Origin of the sequence: Citreicella sp. C3M06, assembly GCF_018860705.1 — a bacterium.
In the GTDB taxonomy this organism is placed as follows: domain Bacteria; phylum Pseudomonadota; class Alphaproteobacteria; order Rhodobacterales; family Rhodobacteraceae; genus Salipiger.
In genome coordinates this window covers 149104-163112 of the sequence record NZ_JAHKQA010000038.1, presented here as the reverse complement: position 1 = coordinate 163112, position 14009 = coordinate 149104, and the positions used below count along the sequence as shown (strand labels likewise).

At 63.6% G+C, this 14009-nt stretch carries 11 protein-coding genes and 2 pseudogenes; 10 read left to right on the top strand and 3 right to left on the bottom strand.

The window, feature by feature from the left end:
- Nucleotides 1-233: 233 nt before the first annotated feature.
- Nucleotides 234-1057, top strand: a pseudogene (locus tag KO516_RS24110) (IS3 family transposase); the annotation flags it as partial.
- 24 nt (nucleotides 1058-1081) lie between these two features.
- Here KO516_RS24110 and KO516_RS07785 read toward each other — a convergent pair.
- A pseudogene (locus KO516_RS07785) lies at nucleotides 1082-1971 on the bottom strand (IS3 family transposase); the annotation flags it as partial.
- A 185-nt stretch (nucleotides 1972-2156) separates the two neighbouring features.
- Nucleotides 2157-2399, bottom strand: a complete 243-nt coding sequence (locus KO516_RS07780; protein WP_216003215.1) for a hypothetical protein — start codon at nucleotides 2397-2399, stop codon at nucleotides 2157-2159.
- 827 nt (nucleotides 2400-3226) lie between these two features.
- On the opposite strand from KO516_RS07780, the gene KO516_RS07775 reads away from it, so the two are divergent.
- The 5 genes from KO516_RS07775 (at nucleotide 3227) to KO516_RS07755 (ending at nucleotide 8068) form a co-directional block, all read left to right on the top strand.
- The gene (locus tag KO516_RS07775) at nucleotides 3227-4177 is read left to right on the top strand and encodes an ABC transporter substrate-binding protein (protein WP_216003231.1); all 951 of its coding nucleotides are present in this window, start codon (nucleotides 3227-3229) and stop codon (nucleotides 4175-4177) included.
- A gap of 51 nt (nucleotides 4178-4228) precedes the next feature.
- Nucleotides 4229-5029, top strand: a complete 801-nt coding sequence (locus KO516_RS07770; RefSeq protein ID WP_216003214.1) for an ABC transporter ATP-binding protein — start codon at nucleotides 4229-4231, stop codon at nucleotides 5027-5029.
- The gene (locus KO516_RS07765; RefSeq protein ID WP_216003213.1) at nucleotides 5030-5785 is read left to right on the top strand and encodes an ABC transporter permease; all 756 of its coding nucleotides are present in this window, start codon (nucleotides 5030-5032) and stop codon (nucleotides 5783-5785) included.
- Nucleotides 5786-5918: 133 nt separating this feature from the next.
- Nucleotides 5919-7130: an Hsp70 family protein gene (locus KO516_RS07760; RefSeq protein ID WP_216003212.1), complete on the top strand. Its 1212-nt coding sequence runs from the start codon at nucleotides 5919-5921 to the stop codon at nucleotides 7128-7130.
- Between the two features lie 23 nt (nucleotides 7131-7153).
- Complete coding sequence (locus KO516_RS07755; RefSeq protein WP_216003211.1) at nucleotides 7154-8068, top strand: formate/nitrite transporter family protein; 915 nt, start codon at nucleotides 7154-7156, stop codon at nucleotides 8066-8068.
- 81 nt (nucleotides 8069-8149) lie between these two features.
- Here the strand turns inward: KO516_RS07755 and KO516_RS07750 are convergent, their stop codons facing one another.
- Nucleotides 8150-9187 carry an NAD(P)-dependent alcohol dehydrogenase gene (locus KO516_RS07750; protein ID WP_216003210.1) on the bottom strand — a complete coding sequence of 346 codons (1038 nt, stop codon included), beginning with the start codon at nucleotides 9185-9187 and terminating at the stop codon, nucleotides 8150-8152.
- A 253-nt stretch (nucleotides 9188-9440) separates the two neighbouring features.
- On the opposite strand from KO516_RS07750, the gene KO516_RS07745 reads away from it, so the two are divergent.
- The 4 genes from KO516_RS07745 to KO516_RS07730 all read left to right on the top strand — a co-directional run bounded on the left by KO516_RS07745 (nucleotide 9441) and on the right by KO516_RS07730 (nucleotide 13983).
- Nucleotides 9441-9941: a 2Fe-2S iron-sulfur cluster-binding protein gene (locus tag KO516_RS07745; protein ID WP_216003209.1), complete on the top strand. Its 501-nt coding sequence runs from the start codon at nucleotides 9441-9443 to the stop codon at nucleotides 9939-9941.
- Nucleotides 9938-10948, top strand: coding sequence for a xanthine dehydrogenase family protein subunit M (locus tag KO516_RS07740; RefSeq protein ID WP_216003208.1), 1011 nt, complete (start codon nucleotides 9938-9940; stop codon nucleotides 10946-10948). The genes KO516_RS07745 and KO516_RS07740 overlap by 4 nt, the downstream gene beginning before the upstream one ends.
- Nucleotides 10948-13140 carry a xanthine dehydrogenase family protein molybdopterin-binding subunit gene (locus tag KO516_RS07735; protein WP_216003207.1) on the top strand — a complete coding sequence of 731 codons (2193 nt, stop codon included), beginning with the start codon at nucleotides 10948-10950 and terminating at the stop codon, nucleotides 13138-13140. The genes KO516_RS07740 and KO516_RS07735 overlap by 1 nt, the downstream gene beginning before the upstream one ends.
- A 96-nt stretch (nucleotides 13141-13236) precedes the next feature.
- Nucleotides 13237-13983: a phosphatase PAP2 family protein gene (locus tag KO516_RS07730; RefSeq protein ID WP_216003206.1), complete on the top strand. Its 747-nt coding sequence runs from the start codon at nucleotides 13237-13239 to the stop codon at nucleotides 13981-13983.
- Nucleotides 13984-14009 lie beyond the last annotated feature (26 nt).

Below are 14009 nucleotides of genomic sequence, written 5' to 3'. Positions count from 1 at the left end.
ATTTCGCGGGGGGCAGGTCAACGGACTTACGAGCGCTCTGTGGAGCCGATCGGACATCCGGAGAGCGCTCTGGTCTGCGGTTCGAGACATTGCGAGGCAAGCGGGTTGATCTGGCTCGAAGTTAATGAAGCAGCGGACTACGCAGACGGTCGCCGGATCTTCGACGCCTTCAGCGTATCAGCAATGAAAATGCGAGCACGATAAAAGCGATTGGCTTTTTGCGTAACGGACGGCTGCGGGAGCGGCTGAAAGAACTGGCCAAGGTGCGCCGCAGGTTCGGCTACCGGCGGCTGCATGTGTTTTTGCGGCGCGAACGTCATGAGGTGAACCACAAACACCTATTCCGCATCTACCGCGAAGATCAGCTGCAGGTGCGGCGCCGGGGCGGGCGCAAGAGGGCGATCGGCAAACGGGCCCCGATGGTGCTGCCGCTGATGCCGAACCAGCGCTTTTCGTTGGACTTCGTGTCCGATCAGCTGACCCCCTCTCGGCAGATTGCTCCGCAATCGCCTGCCGGGCAATGGATGGACGTCGGATCTGGCTCATGACCGTGGTCGATGACTGCACGCGCGAATGCCTGGCCCTGATCGCGGATACTTCGCTCTCAGGCGCAAGGGTAGCGCGTGAACTGGCGACGCTGTTCGATGCCCGCGGCAAGCCCCAAACGATTGTCAGCGATAACGGAACTGAGTTCACCTCAAACGCGATCCTGAAGTTCGTGGATGATCACAAGTTTGACTGGCACTACATCGCGCCCGGCAAGCCGACCCAGAATGCCTTCATCGAAAGCTTCAACGGCCGCCTGCGCGATGAGCTGCTGAACGAGACCCTGTTCCCAACATTGCACCATGCCCGCGTGACGCTGGCCGCCTGGCGAAAGAACTATAAAACCGAACGACCCCACTCGCGCCTCAGCTGGCAGACCCCAGCCGAGTTTGCCCAGACCTTCGCCCCGCAACGGGGCCTGACGCTGCGCAATCCGCAAAGCTCCGCGCCAGTCCCCGTTGCCCAACCCGCCCAAATCGGCAAAACTCAAACCCGCGGTAATCCCCCCTGATCTAAGGATACTTGGACGTAGAATTTACGCGACGATCTTCAGTTTCTGGACGGGTGTCATCCCGCAGTTGCACATGTTGGGCGTTCGTTGTTGTAGGACCAGAGCCACTCAGTGGCAATCTACTGCACCTCGTCGATGGTTTCGAAGATGTGGAGGTCCAGCCATTCGTGCCGGACCGTCCGGTTGTAGCGCTCGACTTAGGCGTTCTGCTGCGGCTTGCCGGGCTGGATATGGGCCAGAGCGATACCCTTGTGTTCGACCCATTCCATCAACGTCCCGCTGATGTATTCTGGGCCGTTGTCGACCCTGATTGTCTTTGGTGCGCCACGCCATTCGATGATCTGGTTCTACGCCCGGACCACGCGCTCGGCAGGCAGCGAGAAGTCGACCTCGATTCCCAGGCCCTCGCGGTTGAAATCGTCCAGCACGTTCAGCAGCCAGAACTGACGACCGTCCACTGCCCGGCAGGGCATTGCACAGCAATGGCCCGAGCCTGTCAGCCATGAAATCCATCGACCAGACCTCATTCGCAGTCTCCGGAACCGCCGGCGCTTCGGGCTTGTCCCGCTTCAAACGCTTCCGGGGCTTGATCCTGAGGTTGAATTCCAATTCGCGGTAGATCCGGTAGACCCGCTTGTGGTTCCAGCGTTCGCCATTGTCTCTCGGACCAATGGCGCGACAACGGCTCATCCCTGGACATTGCGCAGGTAGAGAAAGCACAGGCCAAAGCCCCAGGTCATCTTCGCCTTCGTCAGCCCAAGCAGCAGGTCGGCGATCTGCTCGTTCTCATCGTCCAGCTTCGGGCTGTACCGATAGCAGGTCTCGCTGACCTCGAAGGCCCGACACGCCAGTGCGATGGTGACGCTCCTTGTTGCCACCGCTTTCTCGGCCAGCGCGCGGCGGTTCCCCTCCCGTGACATTCCTGCGCAATGCACTGCCGGGCAGTGCATGATCTCGGCCTCGGTAAATCGTGTCTTCTTCATCGGAATCTCCTCGTTCATCCTGCCGAGAAAATTCTACTTCCGCGTCCCCCTAAGATCGGGCGCATCAGCCGCCGGACACGCTTCTCGTTCACCAAGTGAGGGTCATTGCGCAAGTGTCAGTTCATTTGCCGAACGCCGAAGAATGGTGTCTCCAAAAACTGCTCGTCGATCTGCCGCATCAGCTCGAGGTTCTGTTCGGTCTCGCCCTTCGGCGCGTAATAGAAAGACGAGCGCGCGATCGACAGCAGCCTGCACTGCTGGCCGATCAACAAGTCCAGGTTATCCGGTTCGATCGTGCCGCGCCTCATTTCCCGCCCAAAGGCTTCAACTCTCGTTCCAAAAAGAGTTGCCCACCGCATTGGCGGGTTCTCTCGGACCGGTGGCGTTCGCCTGCCAATTTACCCGATCTTGGCGTGAAGTTCCTTCAACTGCTCCTCGTCAATCTTGGGCTTCTTGCGGCCCCCGCGCTAAAATACGCCGGGCGCACCTTTGAGCAGTGCTCGCTTCCATTGATGGATCATCGTCGCCTCTCGGTGTTTGCATGCAAATACCTGCCGGTCCTAGATGCACCCCGAACCGGCTTGCCAGTTCGGCGGCGGTGCGCGCGCCTACGCCGCGCCGCTGGCGCGACCGTCCCTCCAACCCTCGCCCTTCAAGGCTCCAAGCGCCACCTTGGCCTTGAATTCAGGCGCGTGCTGCTTCTTTTTCGGCATCACTGATCTCCTTCTCGACGAAGATCAGCAGACTGCAAATCGTAGCTTATCTCGGTGTCCGAATTTCCGGGGATAGCTCAGTCTCAGCTGGCCGACAGGCTGGCGCGCAAGGGGGTGCAGTTGGTGTTTCATTCCGGCCACGTAAATAACGCTGAGATCATGGCGCTATCCGGAGGCGGAATGCTCTCACAAGCCGGTCAGCGTTGGTCATCTGCGCGAGGTTCTGGGGCGTCAGGCCAAGCGGCTTTGCCACCATGCAAACTATTGCACACAAATCGTGCAGCAGTGGACAATATGCAAGTTTTCCGCCCGTTTAAACACAGTTTCCCTGCGCGACGCGCTCGGCTCTGATATGCCGCCTCTCGGATGAACCGCAATGCCCGCGGCGGCGTGCGGCACATGAGAGGAGAGACCCCGTGATCCGACAGCTTTTCACCACCACCGCGACGGTGCTTGCGCTGGCGCTGCCGGCGATGGCCGAGACAGACATGCCCTTCGCGCTCGACTGGAAATTCGAAGGCCCGTCGGCCCCGTATTTCCTCGCCATCGACGATGGTCTGTTCGCGGCGCAGGACCTTTCGGTCGAGATTTCCGAAGGCAAGGGCTCGCTTGACGCGATCCCCAAGGTCGCCACCGGCGCTTTCCCGGTCGGTTTTGCCGACATCAACAGCCTGATGCGGTTTCTCGATCAGAACCCCGATGCGCCGGTCAAGGCGGTCATGATGATCTACGACAAGCCGCCCTTTGCCATCGTCGGACGCAAGTCGCTGGGCGTGTCTCAGCCGTCTGACATGATGGGCAAAGTGCTGGGCGCGCCGCCCCCCGATGGGGCCTGGGCCCAGTTCCCGATCTTTGCCGCCGCGAATGATCTGACCATGGACGAGATCACCGTTGAGCCTGTCGGCTTCCCGACCCGCGAGCCGATGCTGGCCGAAGGCAAGGTCGCCTCGGTCGCCGGCTTTTCCTTCAGCTCGACCCTGAACCTCAAGCGGTTGGGCGTGCCCGAGGATGACATCAGCGTCATCCTGATGGCGGATCATGGTGTCAATCTCTATGGCAACGCGATCATCGTCAACACCGACTTCGCCGCCGAGAACCCCGAGGCCGTGACCGGCTTTCTCAGCGCCATTGCGGCGGGTTGGAAAGATGCCATCGCCGACCCGGAAAAGGCCATCGAGGCCCTGATGTCGCGCAACCCCGCCGCGGACGCGGAATTGGAACAAGAGCGGCTTCAAATGGCGATCGACGACAACGTCCTGACCGATTTCGTCAAGGAAAACGGCCTTGGTCCGATCGACAGCGACCGCATGGACAGCGCCATCGAGCAGACCAAACTGGTCTACGAATTCCAGTCCACGCCGAGCGCCGATCTGTACTTTGACGGCAGCTACCTGCCGGATGCCGCCGCGCTGAAGCTTCAGTAAGCCCTTTACGCCCGGGCCGCCGAGGCCCGGGCGCTTGCCGAAAGACCTCCAATGACAGACCTGATCGAGATCCGCGACGTACGGCATGCCTACCAGACGCCCAAGGGGCCTCTGCCGGTGCTGGACGGGCTGAACGTCAACGTGCCCGAAGGCGAATTTGCTGCCGTTGTCGGCCCGTCGGGTTGCGGAAAATCCACCCTGACGCGGCTGGTTGCGGGGCTGATGACGCCCGACAGCGGCGAGGTCTGGCTGCATGGAGAGCGGGTGAAATCCCCTCGCAAGACCGTGGGCATGGCATTTCAGAACCCGGTCATGCTGGAATGGCGCACCATCCTCGACAATGTGATCCTGCCGCTGGAAATCGTCGCCCCCCGGATGCCGCGCGCCGAGCGCATCGCCCGCGCCGAAGAACTGCTGGAGCTGGTCGGCCTCAAGGGCTTTGAGAACAAGCGCCCGTCGGAACTGTCGGGCGGCATGCGCCAGCGCGCCAGCCTGTGCCGCGCCATCGTCCACAAGCCCGACGTGCTGATCATGGACGAGCCGTTCGGCGCGCTCGACGCCTTTACCCGCGAAGACTTGTGGCAGACCATGCACGCGCTGCGCGACAAGGAGCCGTTCACCGCCGTGCTGATCACCCATGATCTGCGCGAAAGCGTCTACCTTGGTGATCAGGTCTTCGTGCTGTCGGGCCGCCCCGCCCGCACCCAATACGTGATGGATGTGCAATGGCCCGGAGGCCCCGGCCTGCGCGAACTAGACGGGCTTTATACCCCCGAATGCGCAGAGATGCTGCATATTCTGCGCGATCAGATTCGCATCGCCCAAGGGCGCGGCCCGGTGGAGGCTCACTGAATGTTTCGCAAGATCGCCATCCCCGTACTTGCCATTATCGCCTTCCTGATCCTGTGGGAGGCGCTGGTGCGCGTCAACAACTGGCCCGATTACGTCATGGCCTCGCCGTCCGATCTGCCGCAAGCCTATGCGAAGTTCTGGAACCTGTTCCTGATCGGCAGCTGGCAGACGCTGTGGCGCACGGTCGCCGGGTTGCTGCTGGCAACGTTTTTTGGCACCGCGCTTGGCATGGTCATGGGCTTTTCGCGCACCGCCCGCGATGCACTTTACCCGCTGCTGGTCGGTTTCAACGCCATCCCCAAGGCGACGCTGGTGCCGGTGCTGGCGCTGCTGTTCATCGGCGAGCATGATTTCAACACGGTGTTGATGGCCTTCCTGATCAGCTTCTTTCCCATCGCGGTCTCGGTCGGCATCGGCCTGTCGACGCTGGAACCCGAATACCGCGACATCCTGCGCAGCCTTGGCGCGTCGAAGATCACCATCTTTCGCAAGATCGCCCTGCCCAAGACCCTGCCGGAATTCTTTGGCGCGCTGAAAGTGTCGGTCACGCTGGCCTTCATCGGCACCAATCTGGTCGAGATCATCTCGCCGCACGGGCGCGGGCTTGGCGCATTGTTCCTGTCGGGGCAGACCAATTCCAACTACCCGCTGATGTTCGCGGTGCTGATCGCGCTCGCGGTGCTGGGGATCGTGCTCTATTACGCGGTGGTCGCGCTGGAAAAGATCTTTGCTGGCTGGGCCGACACCGGGGCCTGACCCGCGCTCGGTGTCCATGCCATCTACATGCTTTTTCCAAACGCATCGTTGTCTGAACGCTGGTTTCAGCGGCGGGGTTGCGTGGAAACTGGCACGGGCGTAGACGAAACGTTTCCGTTGAAAGGCCCCCCACATGGACCGTCTCGCGATCGACTTTGGCACCTCGAACAGCGCCGCCGCGCTGGCTTGGGAGGGCGGCGTTCACCGCATCGCCATCGAGCGCGGCGCCGACACCCTGCCCACCGCCGTGTTCTTTCCCGAAGGCGGGAGGATGCGCATCGGAGCGGCCGCCTTTGATGCGCTGGTCGCGGGCGACGAGGGTCGCTACATGCGGGCGCTCAAATCGGTTCTCGGCCTGCCGCTGTTTCACGAAACCCGGCTTGTCGGCGGCAAGCGCCGCACCTTGGCCGAGATCGTCACCGCCTTTCTTGTCGAACTGCGCGAGCGATCCGAAGCGGCAACCGGGATGCGTTTTGCCCGCGTGCTCTCCGGTCGCCCGGTGCATTTCCACGACGAGCCGGACCGCGATGCCCAAGCCGAGGCGGATCTGCGCGCCTGCTACCTTGCCGCCGGTTTCACCGAGATCAGTTTTCTCGCAGAACCCGAAGCGGCAGCGCTTGCGGCAGGCAGCAAACAGGGTGTGCAGCTGATCGTCGACATCGGCGGCGGCACCTCGGATTTCTCGGTTTGCGACGGGGCGCAGGTCCTTGCCTCGCACGGCATCCGTCTGGGCGGCACCGATTTCGACCGCGACGTGTCGCTGGCCCATGCCATGCCGCTGCTCGGCCTTGGCTCGGAGTTGAAGCGCGAGATGGGAGAGGGGCTGCTGCCGGTGCCCCGCGCGCCCTTTGTCGATCTCGCGACATGGGCGAAGATCCCGTTTCTGTACACCGCCGACTCCCGGCGCATGGCCGCAAACATGCTGCGCCACGCGGTGGAGCCCGAAAAGCTGGGCCGCCTGCGCGAGGTGCTCGAAGACGAGCTGGGCCACGCGCTGGCCTTTGCGGTCGAGCGTGGCAAGATCGCCGCAAACACCCCCGGCGCCGACGCGACGATCGCCCTTGGCGAAATCGAAAAGGGGCTGACGGCTGCGATCTCGGAAACCAGCCTCAACGCCGCGCTGATGTCGCATCGCAGCGCCCTGACCGCCGCCGCCGCCGAAACGCTGCGGCTGGCCGGGCTGGCCCCGGCGCAGGTGTCGCAGGTGGTGCTGGTCGGCGGGTCGAGCCTGATGGGCATGGTCCGGGATGCCGCGCGCGATCTGTGCCCGGACGCGGCGCAACGCAGCGGCGATGCTTTTACGGCGGTCATTGACGGGCTGGCGATCGCCGCGCGGGGAACCTGAGGCCGTTTCGCGGGTTCGCCTGCATGAACACCCCCCTATCTTCCCCCGATCCAGCTGACGAGCTCAGCGAAAACCGCACCGTCCACGAGCCTGTCGAGGAAAGATCGGTCTCGCAGGCATCGCGCCTTTCGGCGCGCCTGATCTATGAGGTGATCCGCCGCGACGGTGACGAGGAACTCGCCCGACCGACCGTCTCACTGATCTGGTCTGGGCTGGCGGCAGGCATCGTCATCAGCTTTTCAGTGCTGGCGCAATCGGTGCTGCACCGTTTTCTGCCCAACGGTGCAGATTGGACCATGCTGGTGGAATCGCTTGGCTATTCCATGGGGTTCCTCGCCGTCATCTTTGGGCGGATGCAGCTTTTCACCGAAAATACCATCACCACCGTGCTTCCGGTGATCTCGCGCCGCAAGCTCGATTGCCTGCTCAGCATGCTGCGGCTCTGGGCCGTGGTGCTGGCGGCGAACCTTGCGGGGGCGTTGCTGGTGTCGTGGTTTCTCGGATTGCCCGGAGTTGTCTCCGAACCGATGCACGAGGCGCTGCTCGAAGTCTCGCGCCACGCGGTCGAAGGCACGCCATGGCACAACTTCATGCGCGCCATGCCGGCGGGGGTACTGATCGCATCGCTGGTTTGGATCTTGCCAAGCGGACAGGGCAACAGCTTTTTCCTCGTGATGATGGTGACATGGTTGATGGCGGCGGCGGGCTTTGCCCATGTCGTCGCGGGCTCGGTCGAAATGGGCCTGCTTGCCTGGCACGGTGACGAAACGCTGGGCGCCTTGCTCCTGTCGTATTTTCTTCCGACGCTGGCCGGAAACGTGGTCGGCGGCACGGCGATCTTTACCCTGCTGACTTGGGGCCAGGTGAAGAACGAGGTTGCGCTTGGCGAAGATGTCGAACGCCAGAAAAGCGCCGAAGCCACCGCCCGCAAACGTTAGAGCGGGCAGCAAAACAGAACGTCGCCCGCCGAGCCCCCTCTCCGGCGGCTTAAGTATCTTTCTGCGCCGGTACCCCCGGTTTCAGTCCGGCATACGGATTTGCAGCTTCACGTCAGAGGGGCGCGCCTCGACCGCGCGATCAAACCCGGCGATGGCCTCGGCAAACGGCAAAGTCGCCGAGATCAGCGGTTTGAGGTCAACCTTGCCCGAGCTCATCAGCGCGATGGCCCGGTCATAGACGTTGGCGTAGCGGAACACTGTCTCGATGCGCAGCTCCTTGGCCTGCAGGCCGACGATATCAACCGGCACCGGATCGACCGGCATTCCGACCAGAACGATGGCCCCACCGGGGCGCGCCAGCTGGTGCATCGACAGGATCGCTGGCGCCGTACCCGAGCATTCGAACACCACATCCGCGCCCCAGCCGCCGGTGGCCTCGGCAATCGCTTCGGCCAAAGGCGTGTCGCGGATGTTCACCGTCTCGATACCGTCATAAGCGCCGATGATGTCCAGCTTGGGCTGGGCCAGATCGCTGACGATGACCTTGGCGCAGCCCCCCGAAAGGGCAGCAAGCGCAACCATCATGCCAATCGGCCCCGCCCCGGTGACGACAGCGATGTCGCCGGGCTGGATGCGGGCGCGCAGGGCGGCCTGCATGCCGATGGCAAAGGGTTCCACCATCGCGCCTTCGGCAAAGCTGACGCTGCCCGGTAGTTTGTAGGTAAAGGCGGCGGGGTGGATGACCTCGGGCGTCAGGCAACCATGCACCGGAGGCGTGGCCCAGAAGGTCACGGCGGGATCGACATTGTAGAGACCCAGCTTGCTGGCGCGGCTGTTCAGATCGGGGATGCCCGGCTCCATGCACACCCGATCGCCGGGTTTCAGCGTGGTTACCTCACTGCCGACCTCAACCACCGTGCCGGCGGCCTCGTGGCCAAGAACCATCGGCTCCGTCACGACGAAGTGGCCGATCTTGCCGTGGGTATAGTAATGCACATCCGATCCACAGATCCCGACCGTATGCGTCTTGATGCGCAGATCGCGCGGGCCAAGCGTGGCCGGAATGTCGAAATCCCGCAGGCTGAGCTTGCCTTTCTCTTCGAGCACAAGGGCTTTCATCTTCTCTCCTCCGGTTGATCTGCGTCGTGGTGCATCCTTGGATGCGCCCGGTTCAGGCGGTTGTAAATGGTCTTGGCCGATCTGCCTGCGCTATCTGCAGCGTGGCGGAGGATCCATTCCACCGGGCCGCACGGGGTGAACCGGCCCCGGCCCGCACAGTTTTTTTCGGAACCCGAAGCGTCTGGCTTGGTTTGCTATTCAAGGGTCTGCTCGGAACCGATCCAGCCACATGCCAGATACGAGAAAGATTGCCATGACGACATTCACCGTCAACGGGCGAAGCCATGCGCTTGCGCTCGACCCGCGCACGACGCTGCTTGATGCGCTGCGCGACCATCTGAACCTGACCGGCACCAAGAAAGGTTGCGATCACGGGCAATGCGGGGCCTGCACCGTGCTGGTGAACGGCGTGCGGGTCAATTCCTGCCTGTGCCTTGCCGCGATGCATGACGGCGACGAAATCACCACCATCGAAGGCCTTGGCTCACCCGACCGGCTGAGCGCGCTGCAGGCCGCCTTTGTCGAGAAAGACGGCTATCAGTGTGGCTATTGCACGCCGGGGCAGATCATGTCGGCCACCGCGTTGTTCGAAGAGTTGAAGGCCGGGCATCCGTCTTATGTCTCCGAAGGGCTGGACGGGGCCACGATGAGCGACGCAGAGATCGCCGAGCGGATGAGCGGCAATCTCTGCCGCTGCTCGGCCTATCCGCTGATCCGCGAAGCCATCGCCATGGCGGCGGAGGCAGAGGAATGAGACCGTTTGACTACGAGCGTGCCACGTCGTTGCACGATGCCTCCGAAAGGATGAGTGACGCCGCCGCGATCATTGCGGGCGGCACCAACCTGCTGGATTTGATGAAAATTCAGGTGATGACCCCTTCGCGACTGGTTGATATCTCGCGCCTCGATGGGCTGGACCGGATCGACGACCACGATGGCGGGCTGCGCATCGGCGCGCTGGTGACCAATACCGCGCTGGCAACGGATCCCCGTGTTCGGGCGGGCTGGCCGGTGCTGTCGCGGGCAATCCTTGCCGGGGCCTCGGCGCAGATCCGCAACAAGGCGACCACTGGCGGCAACCTGCTACAACGCACGCGCTGCCCATATTTCTACGACACGGCGATGGCTTGCAACAAACGCGCGCCCGGAACGGGCTGTTCGGCGCAGGGCGGGTCCGGGCGGATGCTGGCGCTGCTTGGCACCTCGGAGGATTGCCTTGCCGCGCATCCGTCCGACATGGCCGTCGCCCTTGCGGTGCTAGGGGCCAGCGTCGAGATCACCGCCCCGTCCGGCGAGCTCCGCACCCTGCCGGTGACACAGCTTTACACCTTGCCGGGCAATCGCCCCGACATCGAAACCGACTTGAAGCAAGGCGAGATCATCACCGCCGTGGTGCTGCCCGCGCCGCGACCGGGCACAGCGCAGACCTATCGCAAGGTGCGCGACCGCGCCTCCTATGCCTTTGCGCTGGTATCGGTTGCTGCCGTGGTGTTGATGGACGGCGACACCATCGCCGAAGCTTCGCTGGCCTTTGGCGGCATCGCGCCCCGCCCGTGGACCGACGGGTCGGTGAACGCGCTGCTGGCCGGCGCAGAAGCCTCGGACGAAAGCTTCGCGCGCGCGGCGGCGCAGCTTGTGCCCGATAGCGCGCCTCACCCCGAGACCGAGTTCAAGCGCCCGCTGCTACGGCGCACCCTGATTGCGACCCTGCGCGAGGCAACCGGCCTTGCAGGGCGCGTCGACACCGCACGGAGCCTGTGATGACCGAGATTTTCCGTATGAACGAGGCGCAGCCACGCCTGCTTGATGAGATGCGCCAAGGCGTGGTCGGCAAACCCCTCAGCCGCCCCGAGGGGCCCAAGAAGGTCACAGGCACAGCACGTTACGCGGCCGAAGATCTGCCAGACGGTTGCGTTCATGGCGTGCTCGTCCGTGCGACGATCTCGCGAGGCCGTGTCACCGGCCTTGATCGCGAGGCGATCCGCGACATGCCCGGCCTGATCGACGTGATCACCGACGCAAGACTGCTGCGCAACCCGGCGCAGGGCATGGCAGGAGTCGCCCCCTGTCAGCCGAATGGCGAGGTGTTCTACCACGGCCAGCCCATCGCGCTTGTGGTGGCAGAAAGTCTGGAAACGGCGCGCGACGCCGCCCACCGCTTGCCAGTGCATTACGAAGAAATCGCCTTCGAAACCGATCCCGAAGCCGCGCAAGATCGCGAAGACAAGGATCCCGAAACCGCAGGCCACTTTGACGCTACCTTCGCGGCGTCCAGCGTCACTATCGACGCGCGCTATCGCACCGATGCGCAGGCGGCGGCGGCGATGGAGCCACACGCGGCAATCGCGCAATGGTCGGGCGAAACCGTGCTGTTGCGCGGATCGTTGCAGATGCTGCGATTTAACCGCGACGAGCTGGCGGATTCGCTGGGGATCGACCCCGAGCGCGTGCGCATCCTGTCGCCTTTCATCGGCGGCGGCTTTGGCTCGAAGCTGGGCATCGGGCCAGAAGCCGTCGCTGCCGCCATTGCCTCGGAGAAGATCGGTCGCCCGGTGCGAGTGGTGATGTCGCGACAGACGGTGTTCGACACGGTGCTGCGCCGGTCGGAAACGCTGCAACGGGTACGGCTTGGGGCCGATGGCGATGGTCGGCTCCGGGCGATTTCTCATGACGATCTGGTGTCGAACCTCCCCGGCGAGAGCTTTGCCGAACCGGTCTCGCAGGCCTCGCAGTTCTTGTACGGTGCCGACGGCCTCAGCTTTTCGCAAACGCTGGCGCGGGTGTCGCGCACGCCAAGCGGCTCGGTGCGTGCACCGGGCGAAGCTGTCGGAATGCTGGCCCTTGAATCCGCTATGGACGAGCTGGCGGAAAAGCTTGGCCTGTGCCCGGTCGAGCTGCGGCTGCGCAACATTCCCGAAACCCATCCGATGACCGGGCAGGCCTATTCGGTGCGGCGGCTGGCGGATTGCCTGCGCACCGGCGCAGAGCAGTTCGGCTGGGCAAGGCGCGGTGCACCGGGAGCACAGGTCGAAGGCGATTGGCGCATCGGCATGGGCGTTGCCTCGGCGGCACGCAAAAGCGCACTGGTGCAATCGGCGGCGCGGGTGCGACTGCTCGGCGACCGGGCCGTGGTCGAAACCGACATGACCGACATCGGCACCGGCAGCTATGCCATCCTTGGCCAGATCGCCGGCGAGATGCTCGGGCTGCCGGTCGAAAAGGTCGATGTCCGGCTGGGCGATACGTCATTCCCCGGCGCGTCGGGGTCGGGCGGCTCCTTCGGGGCGAACTCTGCCGGATCGGCGGTCTTCCTCGCGGCGAAAAAGATCCGCGCCGAGCTTGCGGCACAACTTGGCTGCGCGCCGGGCGAGCTTGCCTTGCAGGACGGCATTGCCCGCGGCGGAAATATCGAAAGAGCACTGACGGATCTGGTGTCATCGGAAATCGTTCACGAGGCGGAAATCGCCGCCGGAGACACGTCGAAATCGCACCTGTCATCAGGGTTCGGCGCGCATTTCGCCGAGGTCGCGGTCAACGTCTGGACCGGCGAGGTCCGGGTGCGCCGGATGCTTGGCGTGATGGCCATGGGGCGCATTCTGAATGAGAAAACCTCTCGTAGTCAGGCGCTTGGTGGGATGATCTGGGGTATTGGATCGGCCCTGACCGAGGCCTTGGAACATGATCCGCGCACCGGGCACATCGTCACGCGCGATCTGGCGAATTACCACGTTCCGTCCCATGCCGACGTGCCCGGAGACATGTCCGTTGTGTTCCTCGAAGAGCGCGATGACATGGCGAACCCGATCCAGACCAAGGGCATCGGAGAGCTGGGGATTTCCGGTGCGGGGGCAGCGGTTCTGAACGCCATCGCCCACGCAACCGGTGCGCGGGTGCGCGATTTTCCAGCCTTGCCCGACCGGGTGATCCGCGCGATAGAAATGGCGGGCGTGTGATCTCACGCCAATCGGGGCCGTCCCTTCCGGAGCGGCCTCGTGCTTGTCTTGTGCCCATCTCGTGCCATCTTGCCCTCGCAGCACAAGGAGACTCCCATGCCCCTGCCCCAACCGGTGCGAGCGCTTTTCCAGCGGCTCGAGGCCACGACGCTGATTGCCATCATCGTCATCGCCGGATCGCTTTGGGCCTTTATCGGGCTGGCTGCCGAGATGGTCGAAGGCGACCTTCATGCCTTTGACGAGGCGGTGTTGCTGTCACTGCGGGTGCCGGGCGATCCGTCGATGCCGATTGGCGGACCGCAGCTTCAGGTCGCGATGCGCGATCTGACCGCGCTTGGCGGTGTGACAGCGCTGTCATTGCTGGTGCTGGTAGTCCTTGCATTCCTTGTCATGCTGCGCCGAAGGGCATCCGCATTGTTGCTGTTGGGGGCGATCCTCGGCGGGCAGGGGCTGTCGCATCTGACCAAAGTCGGGTTCGACCGCCCGCGCCCGGATCTGGTGCCACATGGCGTCGATGTCATGACCGCCTCCTTCCCGTCGGGGCATTCCATGATGTCTGCGATCACTTATCTCACGCTCGCGGTGATGCTGGCGCGAACAGAGCAATCGCTGCGGGTGCGGGTCTACTTTGTCGCCGTGGCCGCCGTTCTGGCCATTCTGATCGGGGTCAGCCGCGTTTATCTTGGCGTGCACTGGCCGTCCGATGTGCTGGCAGGTTGGTCCCTGGGCGCGGCATGGGCGCTTGGCGTCTGGCTGGTGGCACGTTGGCTGGCTCAACGCGGGACGATCGAGCCCGAAAAATCCGCCCCGGGAGACCCGGCCCCGGAAACCGGCAAGACCTGATATCCCTTTGGCGAAAGTCGTTTAGC